We start from the raw sequence: 19,515 nt of genomic DNA, 5'->3' as shown, positions 1-19,515 counted from the left end.
AGAGTTGTGGCTTACCAGCAATTTGCTTCGCCGCACCACATCAATTGCCAATACCGTTAGCCGGTTATGAGTGGCTGCGGTTCCGCATGGCTGCCGGCTATTTTCACTTCGCCATGGATGATCGCAGCATACGCCCGCTGCACAGCGGTGAAGTCCGGGTCCATCGCAAATTTCGCCGAGGGCTTGAAGCCATCCGACTGGCATAGCGCAAACGCGATCAGCTTCACGACGCTGTCCTGGTCAAAATACGACGTATGGATCAGCTCCTGCCAGGTCAGATAATCCGCCACCACGTCGGACGTCGCCTCCGCCGTTTCGGCGCAGGTGAGGCTGTCGATAATGTTGCGAAACTTCGGCACAGCGTTGCCGATGGCACGATCGCTCGCCTGCTCCAGCGGAGCAGCGATGTCAGGCGTCAACGGAGGAAAACCGCGCGACAGCCAGATCGGCCACTCGCGCGCGTCGATGGCAAAATCTTCGCGCGCATCGCTGCCGTAGGTGGCGGCTTTTAGCTGCGAAAGCGTCACCGGGTTGAGCATCAGGCTCAGGCCGTGACTGACGGCGCGCGCAATAGCATTGAACACCAGCGTCAGCAGATAAACCGTGCCGATCAGCACCGCGATGCCAAACAGCACCAGCCCGATCTGCACCGGCAGCGGCGTTCCGTCGAACTGTACATCCGGCATGATCAGATTGGCGGGGATGATCAGCAGGCCCAGAAACAGCACCGCTGCATTCTCGAAAATGTTGGTGCCGTTGGAAGGATAAAGCTGCTCTGCCGCCAGCGCATCGATACTGCTGAACACACGCGCGGCGATGGCATTCATCACCGTCTGCGAATTAAGCGCCAGCAGACACAGCAGCGGCACGAAACCAACCGCCAGCAGATTAAGCGATGACACCGCAAAGTGGCGCGGAAAGATCGTCAGATCCAGGCGCTTCACCGCCTTCAGACATTGCACCGCCTCGTCTTTCGCGTGCCACAGCGAAAACCAGCGATCAGCGAAGTGCTTGTCGGCAAAACCCAGCAGCCGGCGATTGAACCGCAGTGAGCGCTTCGATTCCCGATACCTCAGCACCGCATAAAAAACTGCAATCGGCGTCAGAAACACTAAAACCAGCATCACCCACGCCTCAGGCGCGGAATCAACCGAGCCGCCCATCGCGATCATGATGCCCAGCACAAGAAACATCAGCAGCGTGAGATAAACCGCCTTGCCCAGAACACTCAGCCGCGAGAATAAAAACCGCTGCCGCCGCGTTTCAATGAACGGCGTGCCCACGGTGATCCAGCGCTGCATGTGTTGCATCGACTGCTTCATCCGCGACGCATTCAGCAGCGCCGCACTCAGCACCGAACCGCCATGGCTGTGACCGATAACGGCAAACGGCTCGCCCTGCTCATCAAGCTCGTGCAGCCTCGCCGCCAGTCGCGCCCCGGCGGCATTCCGCGCCATCTCGCTGTTGAGGCCATCCCAGATGAACGGCTCAACCTGAACCTTGCCGTTGCTGCCTTCGACCAGTTCGGCAATGCGCGTGCTGAAGCAGCTTCCCCGTTGCCACCACTTCTGCCCCTCAACCGGTCCACTCGAAAACGTGCCATGGACCGTGACGATCGTAGCCATGCTGCCCCTGTTTCCAACGCCCCAATACGGGCGCCGCCGCACCGCCACCCGAGGCAGCGAACCGCTATCAGCCAATGCGCCAACCGGTGCGCGAACCCTACAACGGGTTGCACCCATTCAGCGCATAAGGCTGCGGCCATGGTTATCGGTGAAAAAGGCAGGTCGAAGACGGTTTAGTTGGTCGCCGACGCGGCGGGTTATCGGGGCGCGTCTTCATCGGAGCAAGGCAGACCATCATCGCTCGCTGCCGGTCAGAAGGCATTAGCTGCTTCGAGCGCCCCGCCATCGCTGCCACACGCCCGTCGGCCTACGGCAGCCGCACCCAGCTAGCGCTTATCGTCGTCCCAGGGCAACCGCATGATCGTGATGCCCATCGAGACGCTTGAGAACGTCAACATATTGAAGAAATACAGCAAAAACATCGCCAGGAAGTACACGTCCGACCGCACGATCAGATCCTTGAGACCGGCAACATTGAACAGCAAAAGCGTGGAAACAAAAGCGACGCTTATCGCCGCCCCGATCAACCAGCTCAATCCTAGAACCTGCAACAGCATCGGGACTTTCGCGACATCAAAGGCTGGCGACCGGACAATCGATGGCTCAGCCGTCTCAGCAAAATGCACGACAGCTGTGCTCTCGGCGGCGATAGGCTGCTCAAGTGTGGCCATGGAAGCCTCCGGCTGACCCCACCAGCCGATTGGCCAGAGCTAAGTCAGCAACCTTTGTGGCAGACAGACACCTGCCAACTTGTCGCACCGAATATAACCACGATCAACTCTGCCCGCAACGAACTTAACGCTTTTGATACCGATCCGCCGTGGAGAGCGGTTTTTGTGCTCCCGATCCGGCACGCAGAACCGCACGCCTGCGCCACAACGCAAGCGCCGACCGCCGCGCAACATGCCACTACACAACGGGCAACCGTAAGCCGTTGGGAAAGGCACGACGCGACAAATATCGCTGAACGATATTATGACGGCAGCCGTCCACGCCGCCTCAAACGCAGCGTTCAATCACGCCGCAACGAACAAACTGCGCGGCCTGATCAGTGGGGCAAACCATCAAGATTGGTCTGGCGGCATTCGCCACCCAGATTGCGCAGCACGGTGCTTCTGATGCCCGCTTCCACCGGCACAATGCCGGGCGCACCAAGCTTAAGCCCATACAGAACGATCAGCGTGCCGTCGGCCGACTTGATCGTCGACTTGCCATCTTCGTTGATTGCGTACGTCCACACCGGCCGCTCATCGCCCGTGTAGCGCTTCCGGCTGCCATCGGCTGAAACCAGCGCACGCTCATAGAAAAGAGGCGTTTTGCCCTTCGCATAATCGACATCGAAATAGAAATAGAACGCGTTGCTGCGGGTGATGAAGGGACGGAACGCACAGTCGAGCGAAGGCGCCAACTCTGCCTCACGCGTTTCCTCAACGACTTCCGCAACCGGAGTCGGCGTCAAATTTTTCTCCACCTGATAGATCGCCACCACGGCCAACCCGACCACAATGGCAGCAACGATCCCGACGACGATCAAAGCTGCGGACCGGCCGGAAAGATGCGAGTTTATCAAGGCGTGTCTCCAGTAGAGAATGCAACGGCGCACGATGTATCCGTGAGCGCGACTACCGTTCACGAATAAACCATCGCCGCGGGGCCCAGTGGATGCACCCCGCGCACGATGTCAATGCCGCGGGCCGGACTATAGCCGATAGAGCCATAGTTTGGGCAACAGTCCGCTGTCCACCTGCCATAATGGCTGGCGTTCGGCTTCAACACAGGCAGCTGCTGCAAGGAAAATCCCCGCAAACTCTGCCTTTTTGCGTCGATTCAGTTGCATCGCACCCCGATTAAAACCGCGTTCGCTGGCATCCCGCTCGCTGTTCCACCCCTTTTTGCGCTGCGTTTGAGAAACGTTGCAGTAAAACTGCGCCGCGCGCAGCCTCCTCCCCATGTCCATGCCCAGCGCGTTGCTTATCATCAGAATGGCCGTTGACTTGCTGCGCCCCTTCCCTTCCCTAATCGGTCAAAGAACAGGACTAGGGAGATAACGATGACGGATTCTCGCGCGCCCAAATTTGACACCCTCGCGGTGCATGCAGGCGCGGCGCCGGACCCGACCACCAACGCGCGGGCGACGCCGATCTATCAAACCACATCCTATGTGTTCAACGACGCCGACCATGCCGCGCAACTCTTCGGCCTCGAAGCCTTTGGCAACATCTACACGCGCATCACAAACCCAACCCAGGCTGTGCTGGAAGGTCGGCTGGCCGCGCTTGAAGGCGGGTCCGCAGCGCTTGCTCTCGCGTCCGGTCACGCCGCGCAATTCCTGACCTTCCATACCTTGCTGGAACCGGGCGACGAATTCATCGCCGGTCGTCAGCTCTATGGCGGCTCCATCAATCAGTTCAATCACTCGTTCAAGAAGTTCGACTGGAACGTGCGTTGGGCAGACGCCACCGATGCCGCCAGCTTTGAGCAGGCCATCACGCCAAAAACCCGCGCAATCTTCGTTGAATCGCTGGCCAACCCCGGCGGTGTTGTTGTCGATCTGCCTGCCATCGCTGCGGTTGCCAAAAAAGCCGGCGTGCCGCTCATCGTCGACAACACGCTCGCAACGCCATACCTGTGCCGCCCGAAGGAATTTGGCGCCGATATCGTCGTTCACTCGCTGACGAAGTTCATCGGCGGTCACGGCAATTCCATCGGCGGCGCCATTGTCGATTGCGGCACTTTCGACTGGCGCGCCAGTCCACACCATTACAAAACGCTGGTGGATCCGAACGCCTCCTACAACGGCCTCAAGATCGCCGACACCTTCGGCAACATGGCCTTCGCCATCGCTGCCCGCGTCATGGGCCTGCGCGATCTCGGTCCCGCCATTTCGCCCTTCAATGCCTTCATGCTGCTGACCGGCTCTGAAACGCTGTCGCTGCGGATGGCGCGCCATTGCGAAAACGCGCTCGCGGTTGCCTCCTGGCTGGAGAAGCATCCCAAGGTTCGCTGGGTCAGTTATGCGGGGCTGCCCTCCAGCCCGTATTTTGATCTGCACAAACGCATCTGTCCCAACGGAGCAGGCGCCGTGTTCACCTTCGGCGTTGAGGGCGGATATGAGGCCGGCGTAAAGCTGGTTTCCAACCTCAAGCTGTTCAGTCTGCTGGCCAACATCGGCGACACGCGCAGCCTCGTCATTCACCCAGCTTCAACCACACATCGCCAGCTAACGGACGAGCAGCGCATCGCCGCCGGCGCCGGTCCTGATGTTGTGCGCTTGTCAGTTGGCATTGAGGACAAGGACGACATCATCGCCGATCTGGAACAGGCGCTGGCGCAGATCTAACGACCCGCCGTGCGGTTTTAAGTTAGCGCTGGCGACTGCGCTCCACGCAGCCGGCCGCCAGCGCTGATTGGCGCGCGCTGACCCGCCCGCCTGCGCACACCGTCACCTCGACAACGGTCGCGTGATTAAAATTTTTTCGCACCGGCGACGCCCCTACGGGGAGCCGCCGCCGGTGCATGATGGCTTTCCCGTACCGACGGGTTTCCTGGCGTGACGCACGCACTGTCCGAGCGGCGCCCAACCGGTCGAAGACGACTTCGCCAATGTTGACAGCACATTTGCTCGACATCTTTTCTCGCACCCGCGCCTCCACTGCGCGGACGTCCGCCGGTGCGTTTTGCTCCGCTCGCACCGACGGGCTTCCCGCGGGGCGACGGGCACCGGCGCGGACGGCACGATCACATCGGTGAGCGAAGCCGGGAGAACGCGCTCAACCCGCCCTCCTCCGCACATCGTCATCCCCGACAACGGTCGGGATCCACGCCAGGTTGCACACGCTCTTCAGTCGCAGAAGAATATCGGCATACGATAGGCGCGGCAAACGCGAAGCCAGCTTGAACCACGCCATCCGCTCACGCCAACTCTCGCGTGCAGGTATCTGCGCACCAGTTAGTCCGTGACCGAGCCACGCCGCGTCTGTGCGCGATTGCCCTCATCCTCTTCAACCGCGGAAACACCATCGAAGGTTGGCGAACCACTGACTTCGCCCCAATCTTTGATCATCTTTCTAAGGGCTATTGAAATCTTGCCTTGCACGTCGACAAGGCGATTGCTCAGTCCAATCGTCCAGCCGTTCGTCGATATGCCCGATGTGATTTCGCAGCCTCCTGTCAGAAAGCTGATGTCTACCAGGTAAACCCGCCAAGTTTCTTAGGCGGTCACCACGTTTGGCCGCCTTGCTAGCCGCCTTTCCATGTGGCCAGAAAATCTTGGAGACGTTCGACGAAAACTGAAGCGCAAGTCGGATCTGCTCGAAGACGCTTTGAAATTCACGGGCCACTATTCCCGGCTGAACTTGCTTCCGAACTCCACCAAGCCTTTCGATTTCGTAGCGCGCGCGCAATGCGCGAGCACTCTCGGTCAAGGCGAAAATTAGGAAGACGAAATCTCGGTCGGCCTTGGTCATGCTGCTCGGGCAAGGCCATCCTTGCGCAGTTGAGCTGGGCCACGTCGGCCAAACCGACGTACTGCCAATCGCATGCTGACTAGTCGCCCGTTAAAATGTCAGCAGTCCCCGAATAGAGACGTCACGCAGTCCCACGATTTTTTGACCGCTTTGCCAACGGCCTTGCCGGTGTCGTTAAACGCCTTCCCGGTCTTGTTGGCCATATCCTGCAGCGCACCCGGCTTTTGGGGTTTGGCGGCGGCAGCACGCTCGCCCTCCGCTGCAGCTTCCGGCGGCAGCGGCGTCGGATAGCCGTCCTCACCCGCAGACGGTGCATGTCCTGGCGGGTACGCCCCACCGTCGATCGTCCCCACCGGCGTCATCGGTGGCATTGCGCCGCCTGGCGCGGCATGAGGAACCGTCGAGCCAACCGCTGCAGGAGGTAGCTGGGGCGAACCCGAAAGCCCCGTTGCCGGAGCAGCCGCACCGTCCGTCCGTGTCTGCCCCAACGGTAACGTCTCAGGGTCAGCCAGAGAAAACAGAACCGAGCGCGTTTCGCCGGGGCATGGCGTCGCCTGACTGCGCGAAACGCTACAGGTTGCATGCCCCCCGGCTTTGGCCAGCTCCGTGATGCACAGGAACTGCCCTCGGGAGGAGCGCGCCGCCGGGGTGCCTTCGCCGCCGATCAGACAGCGATAGCTCACGTCCGGCCCTTGGCACGAGACGCAGAATTCCTGAGCGTGTGCCCCCGAGAGAGGTGCAGCCACACCAAGAGCGATCAAAGCCCCGGGTACAACTGCGGCAAGCCTCACTGCGGCAGGTTTCAACCGTGCGTTCATGAGGCGCCCTCTGAAACCGGTGTTTCCCATCATCTTGCCACCGTTAATCGCGTCTTGACGATGGGCGTCTTACGGGCGGAGCGTCAAGGCTGATCGCGCATTTTTGGCGCAGTCCGTCGAATAGCTGGGATGGAGACAAACGGCGGCTTGCATTCGCAGCGGGTCGCATCTATTACCGCACGCTTGTGGAGACGTGGCCGAGAGGCTGAAGGCGGCGGTTTGCTAAACCGTTATACGTTTTTAAAGACGTATCGAGGGTTCGAATCCCTCCGTCTCCGCCATTCATCAGCTTAACCAATTGAATTACATAGCTTTTTCCTGGCGACCGCCAAGGCGCTACATCTCTGCCTACAAGAGACGATCCGGTCAAATACGCCGCTTTTTAGGTGTTGTCGAAATGCAACACGCGTTTAGGCTTCCGAAGAATTGTCACTCTTGACCATGCTCCATTGCTTCACGTGGGAAGCACCAGAAATGCTAGCGCATAATTACTGCTTGCGCTTGGTGTCTGCTAGGGAAAGCGCTATCTTATTTGCTAGCAATATTCGAGGTGCTAGCAGATGAAGGCGATTGCGCTTGCATCCCTGAAGGGCGGCGTCGGAAAGTCCACGCTAGCGGCTGCGCTCGCGGTGCGCGCTGTGCAGGACGGTCTGCGGGTGGCATTGGTAGATCTCGACCCGCAGGAAAGCGTTGCCGACTGGTTCGGCCGCCGCGCCGACAAGGCAGGTCTGACGTTATTCCACAATGCCGATCTGGCCAGCGAAGCGATGGAAGCCCTTGGGCTCACCGAGGCGCCCGACCTTGTGATCTTCGACACCCCGCCGGCATTCGTGCCCACAGTTGCCGATGCCATTGCAACCGCTGACCTCTCGGTGATTCCGCTGCGGCCAGGGGCGTTGGATCTAATCGGTAGCGAAGGCGCGGTGCAGCTCGCTGCCGAAGCCGGAAGGCCTTACCTCTGTGTGTTCAACGATGCTGATGCGCGCTGGAAGGGCTTGGCATCGGCGCGGGAATATCTGCAAGGCGCTGGCGTGCCCATTGCGGGGGCTGTAGTGGCCCATAGATCGGCTTTCATGGCGGCCATGGCATCTGGCAAGACCGGCGCGGAAGGCAGCGACAAGCGCGCTGCGGAGGAAATCGACGCACTATGGTCCGAGATAAAGGCCGCGCTTGAGAAAGGCGGCAGCCGATGAGCCAGGAAGCCGACGACCATAACTTTCAGGCGCTGCTTGGAGCTTTCGGCAGTCACGCCAACGTCGAACGCCGCGCGCGCGCCGAGCGCCGGGCCGGCATGGCCGTGAACGACAAGCGCCGCAAGAAACGAGAGACGCGCAACACCCCGCTCAACACCCGCGTGCGGAAGTCTGTTTCCGATCTCGCGAAGGCGCTTTGCGAAGCTGAGGGCATTTCGCAGGCCGATTTGCTCGAACAGCTCATCGAGAAGGCGGCCAAGGCGAAGGGCATAAAATGACCGCCGCACGCGAACACGTCTCCGCGTTCCTGAACAGCACCATAGCGCCAAGCGTGCCGGGTGCTGCCGTCTCACTGCGCAAGATCCACAGCCTCTATCCCGACTGGTGCGACCGGCAGCAGCTCGAAGCCCTGCCCCCCGACGAACTAGGACAGCAGCTTCGCGACATCATCGGTGCGCTCAAACTACGCTGCCACGTCGACACTGCAAGTGACGACGTGTGGATTAGCGGGTTGAGGTTTAAGACACGGAGAAAGCATATTTAGAGCAGCGAAGATTGGCCTGTTTCATCCACCCTCAGCACTCCAAGGAGCTGCCAAGTGTGCGGACGAGCAGCCATGTTTCCGACACAGAACATCATGCCCTTCCGAGGATATTCCTCGTTGAACGTTTTTGACATCCAATCTAATGCAGCTTGGTCCGTTCCCTCGCGACGGCGACCATGGAAAAACATGGCGTGCGCCTCCCAATCACCGTTCGCATAATCATGCGGCCCTGCATCATCGCTAAACTTAAATCTGAATTCAAAAGGGCTTGGCTCTAGGGCTTTTAGCTGTTCATCGAAAAAAGACCCCTGCCTTGCGGCTTCAGCGTAGGTCCGCCGCTCATCTTCAAGATCTTTCTGGGTTTTCCGCCTGTAGTAGAATTCGGTGTTTTTCGGGCGTATCAGCGCCAAAGACTTTCCTGTCGACGCGGCGTGACTTACCGATGGCGACACGAGCCCACTAAGAAACGGCGCTCGGTCCTTTACCGACATGCTGCCCTTGACGACAATGGAGTCTTCCATCACGTGGCAGCTTTCCTCGCGCCTATCTCTTGTAGGAGAGCGGTAATTAAAGCTGACCCAATCCCAACGACTAAATGACGCTTGGTCGGAAAGATGCCGAAATCTGACCGGAAACAGTCTCTTGAATTTGCCTTCAGAGGTTACTCCCGCACAGCAAACCGTCTCCCCATGATTGATGCTACGCTGCGGCAACGCCTTTACGAGGATTGAAACGCGGCAACTTTGAAGCCTGTCGGACATAGCGCTCCGGATCATCTGCAAACAAATTAAAAACGATAAAACCGGTCTCTTGGATCAATTCTTTCGCGACAATCGATCGGTGACAAACTTCGGGTTCGCGCTCGAAGCAGAGCAAACAGGTCGGCCCGACGCTCACAAAATCAACTAACCCGCGCAACGAATCTCGAGCGTCTTTTGTCGCAATATGCGCATTATATATACAATGAAACAAGTCATAGTTGCCGGCTCGCGCGGCTTCTCGCCCCGGCTTAGGATCGCCCAAGGCGACGAAATGCGAGTAAGCAATGCCCTCCGTGGCAAGTCGTGCCGAGAGCTTGGTCTTGGAAAAGCCAGCCTTACGGGAAATAGCTACTGCGCGTACGTCAGCCAATTGTTTGATGCCTGCGAATTTCAATGTACGAACGAACCGCTCAATGTCGGTTCCCTCGTAGCCAACCGTGAACACAACGCTCATCGCTTTCCCTTCTTGCTCAAGCTGTCGAGAGCAATCCGCACCAACCGCCTGATCGCCTCGGCGCGCGTCGGGATGTCTTCCTGATTGCGGCGCCAATCGTCGATCTCGCTCAACTCAGCATCGTGCCAGCGTGCGCCAATAATTGTGCCTGTCCCCGTTGTTTTCGGGCGGCCGACTTTTTTGATATCGCGAATTGACTTGCTCATGTCCGCATGATATCACGAATTAACTTGCAAAAGCAAACGGCCCTTGCCGGTGCGTCAACACCAAGCAAGGGCCTAACCCCAAGCACGGATGGAAGCCATGCTCAGAGCTACCGTAACTTCTACACCACAATTGCGCCCGCGCCCATGTGCGCCACGCATGCAATCCACCGAACTGCGCCGCTTCAACCAAGCCCGTTCTGCTTACGTCGATCGCGTGTGGGCAGGCGATGAGAAGCGCGCTGCCGTTGCCAGCGATCTCGTTGACAATGCCATCGTTGCGCTGATCGAGCGTCCGGTGACCACCTGGAACGACGTACTCGACCTTGCGGAAATGGTCGTAGCCGAGCGCTGGACCACCGACGAAAACGGCCTGCCGGATGAAGTGTTCTGCGACGGCCACCTGCTCGATGTCGAGCGCGCATTGCTGCGGGCGATGCTCCAGTTCGGAGGTCGCTGCAATGGCTAGGCACATGAACCACAACATCGCAGCCGCAACGCCTGCGCCAATGCGAAAAGCGCGCAAGGCTAAAGACGCTTCGGCACCGAAGCGCACCAAGCGCGCGCCCGCAGTCAAAGCCGTGCCGCCGTCAGCCGCCGAGATAGATGCAGCCCGCGCCGCTGCAATTCGGCAGGAGCTGCTCATCCGTGACGCCAACGCATGGCGCGAATATCTCGCGGATGCACCACGCATCGAATGCCAGCTCTATCGCATTGAATGCATCGCCCGGCTGGTTGACGACCTGATGATGCTACGCGGCGAGGGCCACCGGATGCACGAAATCCAGGATGGCACCTTCGCGCTCATCGGGGATTTGCTGCACGAGACGAAGCGTTCCTTGTGGAACGGCCTAGAGCTTCTCAACTGCAACGCCTTCAACGCACGAGCTCCGGCCCTACTGCCGAGTGGCTACCGCCGGCAGGAGGTATGATCATGAGCATCACCACCCAACCAGAACCGAGCGCCACGGAAGAAATGTGCCTGATACCGGTGCCGAACCTTGAACAGCGAATCGACGGCATTATCAGGCTCGCCAACGCGGTGGATTTGATCTCACATGAAATTGACGGTTTTTATCCGATGGCCGCCAACGCAATTCGCAAGCTGGCATCGTGCATCGAGGAGGAAACGAAAGCCTTGTCGCTCGCACTTTATCGCGCTGACAAGAGACTTAATCCGCCCGCGCCGATTGAATATCGGAGCTGACACAATGACGCTCAGAGACCTCATCTCAAGCCATGAAACGGCCCTCGATGCCTATATCGCAGCCATCGACGCAAATGCCGGCGAGCGCCGACAACGTGCGGCCGGCAAGGCCCGCGACAAGGCACTAGCCGCACTGGCGCTTTACCGCCCTGCAAGCCCTTCCGAGGCACGGCGCAAGCGCAAGTATCTCGATGGCCTCGACTTGCACGGCGACGATCTGTTTTCGCGGATCATCGTTTCGGAACTATGCAGTGTTGCGAAGCCGGTGGCGACCGTTGCCGAAATGTTCAAGGCATTTGGTGGCATTCGTGCGGTTAGCGACTGGTCAGGCGAAAGCGCAGAGGAAATCAAGCGCTGGAAGCGTTGGGGCTTCGTTCCGCAATCACTGCATCATCGGATGGAGCAGGAACTTATATCGCGAGGCTATGCTCTGTCGCCCAAGGTGTTTGACCTGCCCGCCGGTTGAGCCGAAAAAGGGGAGCCACATCGCGTGCTCCCCTACCATTTGACTACGCCCCATCCGAACGCTGATGCCGCTGCTCCCACTTTTTTCTTTCTTCCTCACGAGCAGGCTCTATGCGCTCGATCGCGTTTAGAAACTCATCTTCGCGGCGACTTGCTCGACCTCCGGCAGCTCCATCATAGCAAGATTTTTCGACCAGCACCCGCAGGCCCATCTTCGCCGCGTGCACGATAGCGGCATCAACCCGATTGTTCTGCTCATCAATACGCAGCTCTGCGATGGCTTTTTCGAAAAGCTCATACGCCTTGACGCCTTCCGAGTAGCCAACCAGCTTTTGCAAGGTCATGTAATTCTGCATTGCTTCGTAGGTCTGTCCGGCGGGGTCTTGCGATGCTGAGGCCCGCATGCAGTTTCGAAGCATCTGAGCCAGAACGCTTGCCATGTAGTCAACATTCGCGTTGGCCTTGAGAAAACGCTCTCCAAAATCTTCCATGCCGTCCATTTCAATCACCATACGCGTTGCAAGGCCGGCATGGTGACAAGACAAATCAGGCATACTTATGGTTGTGGAGGCGAGTTTTCGCAACGCACCTTTTTATAGAGCTACGGCGGCTGATCCCTCTCCACTTGGCTACGCCTCGCCGCGTGAGCGCTTCTTAAGCACCATCCCGACTTTTAGGTCAGCATGGCGAACAGGTTCCCACCTGTTCGCGTCTTGAAGCATCTGCTCCAGCATAGCCCTTAAATCGTCGAGGTCGTCGCCCTGAGGCGTCATCGCCGGCTTTTCGGTCCATGATTTCAGCCTTCCCTCACTGTCGAGGTAGACCTCACAGAGGGTGAATTCCACGCAATGTTCATGGTCGACCCAGACCGGCAGATAATGCCAGCTCATTCCTCGTTCTCCACGACACGCGGCTTCCATGGTGTCGGCGTTCGCAAATGCATGATTTCAGCAAGCTCGCGAAGAAAGTCGGTGTCGTACTTCGATGCCTGCTCCTGATCACGGTCGAGGATCTCCGCCACCGCCAATAGCCGTTCTTCAATTTCAGCTCGCTTTCCGGGGTTCTCGCGCGCCAGGCAATCGACGATTGCCCAGATCGCAATCTTGACGGTATTCCCAAGCGGCCGCACAAGTCTGTCTGTCACGATGACGTCCACGGGCTTGTTGTCGTTGTTGATGATTTTCTCCATTACCAGTCGCTCCCTCGCTGCACGACAATCCGACCACCGTCACGACCATGCTCGCTCAGTCGGTCAACCAATTCTTCAATCTCTTTGTACCCAAACCGTTCGCCATTGATGACAATCGTAGTCGCTGGCGGCGTCGGCTTGCTATCCGCGACAGTTGGCACAGACGGGACGGAGCCAGAGGATAAGCCGCCAGTGGTTGGGACAGAGATCGAAGACACTGCAGCGCTCTGGCTTCGGATGGCAGCGACAGATGCAAAACCCTGCGCAGCTACAGCAGCAGCGAGCGCAAAGTTCCACGGTGGTGCCGCAGAGGCTAGCGCCTTGGTTATGCCGACGTGAGTGTTGACGATTGCCTGTGCTATGCCTGCCGCCTGCGCGACCTTTGACATTGTTCTGTTGGACTCACCCGACGACTTGGCGACAGCAACAATCGCACCCATGATTGTGTCGGCAGTCTGGTGCCATGCAATGCCCGCGTTTTCGGCGGCTCTTTCAGCGGCCTTCCCGTATTCCTCCCACGACAACGCGCCCTGATTAACGAGATAGTTGAGCCGCTCAATTTCCTTGCCGTATGCCTCATACGGGGTGAGGTTCGCAGTCATCACCTGCTTCGCATCCATATGGGCCGTGAGCGATTCCACCTCTTTTCCAAGCCGTTGAACCTGCGCAATCTGACTCTCGTTGAGAACTATGCCTTCTGACGTCGCGAGGTTCGTCAGTTCCATGACCGTGCGGTAGCGTGCAGCAGCGCCGCCCGCCATGTCGTATGACGCCGATTCGATCCGCATGCCATCGATGCGCTTTTGAGTTTGCTCGACGGCCTTGTCGTACGCGGACATATCGCCAAGGCCCGATGGCGGCGGTGTGTTCTTGTTTTGCGGCAGGATGGCAACATCTGACGGCATGTTGGCAGCGAAGGCGAGGCGAGTAACATCGACTGCGTTCCAAGCCTTGCCGATCTTCGTCACCGACGCCACGATGCTGTCAGCCGCCTTTCTGGTGTCGGTATCGAGTTCGCTCATGTGCTGCTTGAGCCGGGCCGCGCCAGATTCCGCTATGTCAGCCGCAGCGCTCCAATTGCGCTTGATAAAGCCCCATACGGACGTTGCAAGATTGGTGGCGGATTCCGCAATGCCGTTGAACACCGACTTTGCCATAGAGGCGAAGCCGTCAATGCCAAGCTTGTTCCATAGCCAGTCTCGCAATGTCGTGATTGCAGTGATCGCGATGTTCACGGACTCGGTGACAGTGGTCCAGACAGCTTCGAGCGTGTTGCCGAGATGGATCGTCCGGCCAGCAACCTGGACCATGCGGTCACTGAACTGCCAGAGCACTGACACTACCGTCCCAATAACAACCGCCAAAGCGCCAAGCGGGTTTGCGGCGATGGCCAAAGTCAGCCTTTTGACTGCAGCAAGGGCATAACTTGTGATCGTTGTCGCCAGCAATCGAATGCCGCCGATGATTGCGCCACTGTACACAAGCGCGATGGAGCTTGCGGCCACTACGGCAGCGCGCGCCACCGCCTGTAGATTGTCCGCGACCGCCACGAAACCCATCGCGACCGATTCACTGAACTTGCCCGCCTGATCATAAGCGCCGATCAGCCTCAAGAACGAATTGCCGATCTGCCCGAACCCGTCCGCCAACGTGGCCGGCATCTTTTCGTTTTCTTTTCGGAAATGTTGCAACCGCTTGGTCATAGCATCGAACATGACGTTGCCGGTAATTTTGCCTTGCGCTGCCAGTGCGCGAAGCTGGTTCACCGTTACGCCTAGTTCTTCAGCAATGGCCTCTGCCACCAGGCCGCCGCGCGTCATCACGGTGTCAAGTTCTTGTCCCCGCAGCGCACCGAGCGCCATGGCACGCCCGAGCGCATCCTGCACCTGCACCGCTCGGTCACCCTTCGCGCCGCTGGCGACGAGTGCAAGATTCAAGCTCTCGATGTAATCGAGTTGCTGGGCAGTGGATTTGCCAAGCTCACGCAAGGTCGTTGACGATCTTAAGAAACTTTCCGCCGTCAACTCGGTCGCCGAATAGGTCCGCCTGGCAACCGTCGCCAGTCGGTCCATCACGATTGCAGCGGAGTCCATATCACCAATCGCCAAACCGACACGACTAGACATATCGGACCACGAGTCTGCAAACTGAGCACCGAACCGCGTCACGGCTAGAACCGCTGCGGCGGCGCCAGTCGCGAGCACGGCCATACCAACGCTCGTTTGCCGAATTAAAGATCCCAACGAACTGATGCGTGACGCAACGCCACCAAGCGGACCATCTAGCGCGGCCGCCGCTTGAGCCATCTTACGCAGCTTGTCGGCGGCGTCGGCACTTTGCACCGACAGGCCACCGGCGGCGCGGCGCGCAGCTTCAGCGGCGACAGCCATTCGCGCGTGACCGGATTGCACACGGTCACCAGCGGCAACCATGCGCATGGCCTGGCCCTCGGCGCGTTTGCCTGTCTCAACGAGCATCGCAAGCCGCTGTTCCGCCGTCAGCGTGTCGTCGGATTCAATCTTGAAGCCGAGCGTTGCAAGTTCTAAGGCCATTGGATGCCTGCTTTCTGGCGCATCTCAAGCGCCTGTTCACCGCTGAACCGGATACGTCCGCCGAAACCTTTGTGCGCAACTATTTCCGAAAACATCACAGATAAGAACGCCTCGTCATCGACAATTGCCGCGCGGCTGTCAGGTTTGAGCGGTATACAAATGATCTCGTCCAGCGGGTTGTGCCAGACGAGAAGCCACTCGCCTTCGTACGGCACGCCATCCCGAAGAAACTCCATCTCGTGAGGCAGCGCCCGGCGCGCACGGAAGCGACGATCTGGGTTGCAATTAAAGAACGCACGATCACGCTTCCGTCCGGCCACAGCGGCCTTCAATGCCTTTGAATTTTCCATGTGCTTTCCTTTGAATGCCCAACAGGGACGGCCGGTTTCCCAGCCGCCCCCTAACTACGCGCAACTCGTTATGCGGCCTTGCCAAGAACGCTCCCGCCCAACCAGTCTTTCGGGATGTGGGTGGATGGATCATCGTCCTTGATCCAGATGCCGACAGTGATCTGGTCGACGCTTGCGATCTCCTGCTTCACCTGCCCGTCTGCGCCGCGTGTGAAGGCGTATACATGCCCGTCGCGCTGCTTGAGGAAGGTGCGGCTTACGCCATCGAGCGGAGCCCCGTCGATCCACTGCTGAAACGCCCGCGTCGTCATCATGAATGCGCCGCGCATGGTCGTTTCGGCAGCACCGATCATGCGCTCGACTGTTTCGACGGCTTCCCGAAGATCCGAGACCTCGGCACGCTCACCAGGGTGAAGTGCCTCGACGGCCTGCTCAACGAGGCGCTGGTGGCGCGCGGGGATCACGCCAGAAAGCGCCGGCGGGGCCTCAACGATTGCCAAAGCAATCTGCGGATCGACATCGCCAGCCAGAACTGCAGCGCGCTCCTTTTGCGTCATGCCCCGTAGCCAGGCGCGGATCTCGCCACGCATAACAGCCCCAGCAAGGTCCGACTTATCCGGACCTTCGACGTGCAATCGGTTTACACGGGCTTCAAGCTCACGCTTCGCGGCAGGCAGTGCCAGTTTGCGAGCCTTGGCGATCGGCGGGATCGCTGATGCGCGTGCCCACTTTTCCAACTCAAACTTTCGGCCTTCCGGCGTCAGGTGGTCGTTCTTTTCCAACTCGCCCCGACGCTTCCCAAACTCGCGAGCGGCGTTCAGCCCGCTGTCGTAGGCATCCTTGAGCTTGGCAAAGATAGGGTCTCGCTTGTCGCCCCAATTCCAAAGGCCAACATACTGGTTGTCGACAGAAATGCGGCCATCCCGGCCCGGCAGACTTTTCAACATTGTGTATCTCTCTCAGTTTTTGTTTTGCATTCGCACCTCGACTCCAACGCAACAAACAGAACGCAACTTCGCTGACTCAGTACCGATCGACGCGACCGACGTAAGGGCACGGAGCCTCAGACTCATCGGAATACTCAGATGGCCGGCCCCACGTCCCCACGACCGCCGTAGGCCCTTTGAACACGCGACGCACGGCACACATTTCGATCACGCCGGCAACGGCGTTGCATAAGTCTTCATGACCACCAGGCGGGGCGTCGATGATCTCCCGGCCGCCGCGCGAAACGCGACGTTCGAGGCTCACGATCTGCGCAATGAGCTTGGCGTTATCGAGCAAGTCAGCCTTGCCGCTGTTCAGCACTGGCAACATGTCGCGATACAAATCGCTGCGGGTCTTCTGAGAAACGTCGTAGGCAATGCCGTGATTTCTGAACTGTTCGCGAGGCCATTCAGACGCGTACCGATCACCCGTCACGCGCGTGATGCCGAAAGCTTTCAGCGTCTCTGCAAACTCCGTGACCACAGCCTCCGGCGAGAATGGCGGTTTACGTTCACGCACAGCATCAAGCACGGCCGTTTCACCGTCGCGGTGCCCGATGGCGAGCGTCATGCTATCGGTGCCGGAACCGCCCGCAGGATCAACGAATGCCTGATACTTGACGTTGGCAACGCGCGCGCGCTCGAAGATGCCAGGCGATACGCAGGCCTGCACCACCTCAAGGTTGACGAAACGTTCGACGTCAGCCCGGAACTCTGCGCCGAACTCGCTGGCGGCGTTGATAGGATCGTCGTTGAATGCCTCAGTGAGGAAATCACCATCACGCGGCAGTGTCGGGTTGAGCGTCCAAGTCGGAGCCTTGAGAAACAGCACGCGACCCGGCTTGCCATAGTGTGCCTGGTACTTTTTCCAGAACAAACCACGGCGCGCGTAGGGTGAGCTGATGCCGATCAGCAGCGCATTCGGGATCGTCGCCATTGCAGGCTTGAGCGCCCGATAAACCTCGGTGTCGGGGTTGGTGCTGTTCTCGGACGGCAGCCAATGAGCGACCTCGTCCAGGACGCAGGCGACAACGGTGCGCCCGCGAACACGGCGCTTGTCGTTGGTTGTGATCTCGACGGAAAGGCCGTTGTTCAACTCGATGGTGTCGGCCGTCATGTTCAGCACCGTCTGTGCCAGCAGCGGCTGTTCAAAGTAGGCCTTGAGATATCCCATCGCGATCTTCGCCTGGTCACGGTCGACGGCAAGCAATTGCACGACGCCACGTTCGCCGCGTGTGAGGTGCATGCGGAAGTTCAGCAGCTCTGCACCGACCGTCGCGAGGAAGGCCACCAGCGAGGCAGCGTTAACGTCCTTGCCGCCACGCCGACCACCTGCGATCCAGACCTCATCGACCTGCGTTGTTGGTGCGCAGTTGTGCCCGGCAAGATCGGCAAACACCTTCAATTCAGCAGCCGTCAACGCCTCTCCAAAGACCGCCTTGGCGATCACGTCCCACGTGCCCCAAGACGAACCGGAGAACCAGGGGCCGAACAAGTTAGGGTCATGCCGTGCGTCGATGTACTTCATGCCGCCCGAGCCCCCTGATGCGCCTTAGCGTCGATGTAAGCCCGCAGCGTTGGCGTGACGTCCTTTTGGCGCCTCTGCAGGCCCAGCACGGTGAGGGTGCGCGCCAGGGAGTTGCACAGCGTCGCGTATTCGCCCGCCGCGAGGCTCTGTGGCTTGCCGCTCAACAGCTCGGCGTCGGCAGCCGACAGCCTGGTTGCCAGCCCGGCGCAGCGCTCGATAAGCTCAAGCTCCGCACGACTGAGCTGGTCTCTGCCGCCGAGGTCTGCGATGATCGCTTCGCGGGTGTTCTTGTAGAGCTGCCCCGCGCGCGTCCTCATATCGAGCGTCGCGACGGTCGGCAGCGCGATCTTGACCCGTTGCCGTTTGCGCAGTCGGCGCTCTGCGTTCGGTGTGCTTCCGGCTTCCTGTTGCATGCAAACGTCTTCCTTCCGTCTTCCGTTGCCGAGCCATTTTCAACGCCAAGCTTTGTAGGCAGGCGCGTTGTTAGTCTTCACCGGCAGCACCAAAACACAACAAATACGCCTGATTTTACTGGTGCTTGGCGGATGATATGTCCGCCGCACCATCGAATTGCAGCCAGTTGAACCACCGTCTGGCTGCCGTCGCAGAAAACGCTCGGCTGGCAGGTTGTATGGGCGCGGGACTCACGGTTCCCAGCTCAGTGCTTCGAGACTTCGTGCATCACGCTGGCTTGAACCAGATCGTTGACGCGCTGACTGATGCCCTCAGAAACCATCAGATAGGCCTGCGCCAACGAATGAGCGTTCGGTGCCCCGGAGGCCAGTTCATCGAGCGAGAAGTCGATGAGGCATTGCACGAGCTCGCAGTATTCCGCCCCCTCACGTTCGACCTTCTCGCGAACCCACGCATCGAGTTCGGCGCGGTGCTTGTCTGTCTGTGTGCTCATGGTCTTTCCCTCCCTCATCACAGCAACGTCCGGTCGATTGGTTCTTGCGACCGACGCATGGCCATTTCGTCTGCTGCCGATCGTTTGGTGTAGTCTGTGCCGAGCCTGCCGGTGAGGTACGGATTGCCCTTCTTCGACGTGCGCTCGTAGAGCCGGCAAAGCGGTATCGAGGGCGGAAAGCTGTTGCTGCGGTCTGTCACTGCTTGCTCCTTTTGAGTGACGGATGACGGACGTTGACGGATGACTTTTCCATAGAGGTTGCGTACG

The 19,515-nt window shown here is 59.2% G+C and carries 27 protein-coding genes and 1 tRNA gene; 9 read left to right on the top strand and 19 right to left on the bottom strand.

What is annotated here, in order from left to right; translation table 11 throughout:
- Positions 1 to 56 precede the first annotated feature (56 nt).
- The 4 genes from C6Y62_RS14725 to C6Y62_RS14710 form a co-directional block, all read right to left on the bottom strand.
- A complete protein-coding gene (locus C6Y62_RS14725; RefSeq protein ID WP_173954552.1) occupies positions 57 to 1,625 on the bottom strand; it encodes a hypothetical protein in 1,569 nt (522 codons plus the stop codon).
- A 326-nt stretch (positions 1,626 to 1,951) separates the two neighbouring features.
- A complete protein-coding gene (locus C6Y62_RS14720) occupies positions 1,952 to 2,296 on the bottom strand; it encodes a hypothetical protein (RefSeq protein WP_068464231.1) in 345 nt (114 codons plus the stop codon).
- A 377-nt stretch (positions 2,297 to 2,673) separates the two neighbouring features.
- On the bottom strand, positions 2,674 to 3,195 hold the full coding sequence (locus C6Y62_RS14715; RefSeq protein WP_173954551.1) for a hypothetical protein: 522 nt from the start codon (positions 3,193 to 3,195) through the stop codon (positions 2,674 to 2,676).
- A 129-nt stretch (positions 3,196 to 3,324) separates the two neighbouring features.
- The gene (locus C6Y62_RS14710) at positions 3,325 to 3,603 is read right to left on the bottom strand and encodes a hypothetical protein (RefSeq protein ID WP_173954550.1); all 279 of its coding nucleotides are present in this window, start codon (positions 3,601 to 3,603) and stop codon (positions 3,325 to 3,327) included.
- Between the two features lie 72 nt (positions 3,604 to 3,675).
- Here C6Y62_RS14710 and C6Y62_RS14705 point away from each other — a divergent pair, with 72 nt between their 5' ends.
- Positions 3,676 to 4,965, top strand: coding sequence for an O-acetylhomoserine aminocarboxypropyltransferase (locus tag C6Y62_RS14705; RefSeq protein ID WP_173954549.1), 1,290 nt, complete (start codon positions 3,676 to 3,678; stop codon positions 4,963 to 4,965).
- Positions 4,966 to 5,692: 727 nt separating this feature from the next.
- Here the strand turns inward: C6Y62_RS14705 and C6Y62_RS16245 are convergent.
- Positions 5,693 to 6,091 (bottom strand): hypothetical protein, encoded by a 399-nt coding sequence (locus C6Y62_RS16245; protein WP_198491365.1) that lies wholly within the window; start codon positions 6,089 to 6,091, stop codon positions 5,693 to 5,695.
- A 98-nt stretch (positions 6,092 to 6,189) separates the two neighbouring features.
- Positions 6,190 to 6,774, bottom strand: coding sequence for a hypothetical protein (locus tag C6Y62_RS14700; protein WP_173954548.1), 585 nt, complete (start codon positions 6,772 to 6,774; stop codon positions 6,190 to 6,192).
- A 322-nt stretch (positions 6,775 to 7,096) separates the two neighbouring features.
- Here C6Y62_RS14700 and C6Y62_RS14695 point away from each other — a divergent pair.
- The 4 genes from C6Y62_RS14695 (at position 7,097) to C6Y62_RS14680 (ending at position 8,646) form a co-directional block, all read left to right on the top strand.
- Positions 7,097 to 7,190: transfer RNA gene (locus tag C6Y62_RS14695), tRNA-Ser, on the top strand.
- Between the two features lie 279 nt (positions 7,191 to 7,469).
- The gene (locus C6Y62_RS14690) at positions 7,470 to 8,102 is read left to right on the top strand and encodes a ParA family protein (protein WP_173954547.1); all 633 of its coding nucleotides are present in this window, start codon (positions 7,470 to 7,472) and stop codon (positions 8,100 to 8,102) included.
- Positions 8,099 to 8,380, top strand: a complete 282-nt coding sequence (locus C6Y62_RS14685; RefSeq protein WP_173954546.1) for a RepB family protein — start codon at positions 8,099 to 8,101, stop codon at positions 8,378 to 8,380. Before C6Y62_RS14690 ends, C6Y62_RS14685 begins: the two co-directional genes overlap by 4 nt.
- Positions 8,377 to 8,646 (top strand): hypothetical protein, encoded by a 270-nt coding sequence (locus tag C6Y62_RS14680; RefSeq protein ID WP_173954545.1) that lies wholly within the window; start codon positions 8,377 to 8,379, stop codon positions 8,644 to 8,646. The genes C6Y62_RS14685 and C6Y62_RS14680 overlap by 4 nt, the downstream gene beginning before the upstream one ends.
- On the opposite strand, the gene C6Y62_RS14675 is transcribed toward C6Y62_RS14680, so the two are convergent.
- The 3 genes from C6Y62_RS14675 to C6Y62_RS14665 all read right to left on the bottom strand — a co-directional run bounded on the left by C6Y62_RS14675 (position 8,643) and on the right by C6Y62_RS14665 (position 10,067).
- The gene (locus C6Y62_RS14675) at positions 8,643 to 9,170 is read right to left on the bottom strand and encodes a hypothetical protein (protein WP_246274755.1); all 528 of its coding nucleotides are present in this window, start codon (positions 9,168 to 9,170) and stop codon (positions 8,643 to 8,645) included. The genes C6Y62_RS14680 and C6Y62_RS14675 overlap by 4 nt on opposite strands.
- Positions 9,171 to 9,345: 175 nt before the next feature.
- Positions 9,346 to 9,861: a DUF488 domain-containing protein gene (locus C6Y62_RS14670; RefSeq protein ID WP_068464210.1), complete on the bottom strand. Its 516-nt coding sequence runs from the start codon at positions 9,859 to 9,861 to the stop codon at positions 9,346 to 9,348.
- On the bottom strand, positions 9,858 to 10,067 hold the full coding sequence (locus C6Y62_RS14665; RefSeq protein WP_173954544.1) for a hypothetical protein: 210 nt from the start codon (positions 10,065 to 10,067) through the stop codon (positions 9,858 to 9,860). Before C6Y62_RS14665 ends, C6Y62_RS14670 begins: the two co-directional genes overlap by 4 nt.
- A gap of 157 nt (positions 10,068 to 10,224) precedes the next feature.
- Between C6Y62_RS14665 and C6Y62_RS14660 the strand changes: the two genes are divergently transcribed.
- The 4 genes from C6Y62_RS14660 to C6Y62_RS14645 are packed head-to-tail and all read left to right on the top strand — an operon-like array spanning position 10,225 to position 11,737.
- A complete protein-coding gene (locus C6Y62_RS14660; RefSeq protein WP_173954543.1) occupies positions 10,225 to 10,533 on the top strand; it encodes a hypothetical protein in 309 nt (102 codons plus the stop codon).
- Entirely contained in the window at positions 10,526 to 10,996 is a 471-nt protein-coding gene (locus tag C6Y62_RS14655) for a hypothetical protein (protein ID WP_210258075.1), read from the top strand. The genes C6Y62_RS14660 and C6Y62_RS14655 overlap by 8 nt, the downstream gene beginning before the upstream one ends.
- 2 nt (positions 10,997 to 10,998) lie before the next feature.
- On the top strand, positions 10,999 to 11,271 hold the full coding sequence (locus C6Y62_RS14650) for a hypothetical protein (protein WP_173954541.1): 273 nt from the start codon (positions 10,999 to 11,001) through the stop codon (positions 11,269 to 11,271).
- A 4-nt stretch (positions 11,272 to 11,275) separates the two neighbouring features.
- Positions 11,276 to 11,737, top strand: a complete 462-nt coding sequence (locus C6Y62_RS14645; RefSeq protein WP_173954540.1) for a hypothetical protein — start codon at positions 11,276 to 11,278, stop codon at positions 11,735 to 11,737.
- A 43-nt stretch (positions 11,738 to 11,780) separates the two neighbouring features.
- Here the strand turns inward: C6Y62_RS14645 and C6Y62_RS14640 are convergent, their stop codons facing one another.
- The 10 genes from C6Y62_RS14640 to C6Y62_RS14595 form a co-directional block, all read right to left on the bottom strand.
- On the bottom strand, positions 11,781 to 12,248 hold the full coding sequence (locus C6Y62_RS14640; protein WP_198491364.1) for a hypothetical protein: 468 nt from the start codon (positions 12,246 to 12,248) through the stop codon (positions 11,781 to 11,783).
- Positions 12,249 to 12,365: 117 nt separating this feature from the next.
- The gene (locus C6Y62_RS14635) at positions 12,366 to 12,626 is read right to left on the bottom strand and encodes a hypothetical protein (protein ID WP_173954538.1); all 261 of its coding nucleotides are present in this window, start codon (positions 12,624 to 12,626) and stop codon (positions 12,366 to 12,368) included.
- Positions 12,623 to 12,925: a hypothetical protein gene (locus tag C6Y62_RS14630; RefSeq protein WP_173954537.1), complete on the bottom strand. Its 303-nt coding sequence runs from the start codon at positions 12,923 to 12,925 to the stop codon at positions 12,623 to 12,625. Before C6Y62_RS14630 ends, C6Y62_RS14635 begins: the two co-directional genes overlap by 4 nt.
- Complete coding sequence (locus tag C6Y62_RS14625; RefSeq protein WP_173954536.1) at positions 12,925 to 15,477, bottom strand: tape measure protein; 2,553 nt, start codon at positions 15,475 to 15,477, stop codon at positions 12,925 to 12,927. The genes C6Y62_RS14630 and C6Y62_RS14625 overlap by 1 nt, the downstream gene beginning before the upstream one ends.
- Complete coding sequence (locus C6Y62_RS14620) at positions 15,468 to 15,827, bottom strand: hypothetical protein (RefSeq protein WP_173954535.1); 360 nt, start codon at positions 15,825 to 15,827, stop codon at positions 15,468 to 15,470. Before C6Y62_RS14620 ends, C6Y62_RS14625 begins: the two co-directional genes overlap by 10 nt.
- A 68-nt stretch (positions 15,828 to 15,895) precedes the next feature.
- Positions 15,896 to 16,774, bottom strand: a complete 879-nt coding sequence (locus tag C6Y62_RS14615) for a hypothetical protein (RefSeq protein ID WP_173954534.1) — start codon at positions 16,772 to 16,774, stop codon at positions 15,896 to 15,898.
- Positions 16,775 to 16,850: 76 nt separating this feature from the next.
- Positions 16,851 to 18,341, bottom strand: a complete 1,491-nt coding sequence (locus C6Y62_RS14610; RefSeq protein ID WP_173954533.1) for a hypothetical protein — start codon at positions 18,339 to 18,341, stop codon at positions 16,851 to 16,853.
- The gene (locus C6Y62_RS14605; RefSeq protein WP_173954532.1) at positions 18,338 to 18,754 is read right to left on the bottom strand and encodes a hypothetical protein; all 417 of its coding nucleotides are present in this window, start codon (positions 18,752 to 18,754) and stop codon (positions 18,338 to 18,340) included. Before C6Y62_RS14605 ends, C6Y62_RS14610 begins: the two co-directional genes overlap by 4 nt.
- A gap of 245 nt (positions 18,755 to 18,999) precedes the next feature.
- The gene (locus C6Y62_RS14600; protein ID WP_173954531.1) at positions 19,000 to 19,248 is read right to left on the bottom strand and encodes a hypothetical protein; all 249 of its coding nucleotides are present in this window, start codon (positions 19,246 to 19,248) and stop codon (positions 19,000 to 19,002) included.
- Positions 19,249 to 19,265: 17 nt separating this feature from the next.
- Complete coding sequence (locus C6Y62_RS14595) at positions 19,266 to 19,448, bottom strand: hypothetical protein (RefSeq protein ID WP_173954530.1); 183 nt, start codon at positions 19,446 to 19,448, stop codon at positions 19,266 to 19,268.
- Positions 19,449 to 19,515: the final 67 nt, after the last annotated feature.

The organism is Hyphomicrobium sulfonivorans (assembly GCF_013306565.1).
In the GTDB taxonomy this organism is placed as follows: Bacteria; Pseudomonadota; Alphaproteobacteria; order Rhizobiales; family Hyphomicrobiaceae; genus Hyphomicrobium_A; species Hyphomicrobium_A sulfonivorans.
Note: the sequence above shows the minus strand (reverse complement) of the source record. Positions and strands in the feature narration are given on the sequence as shown.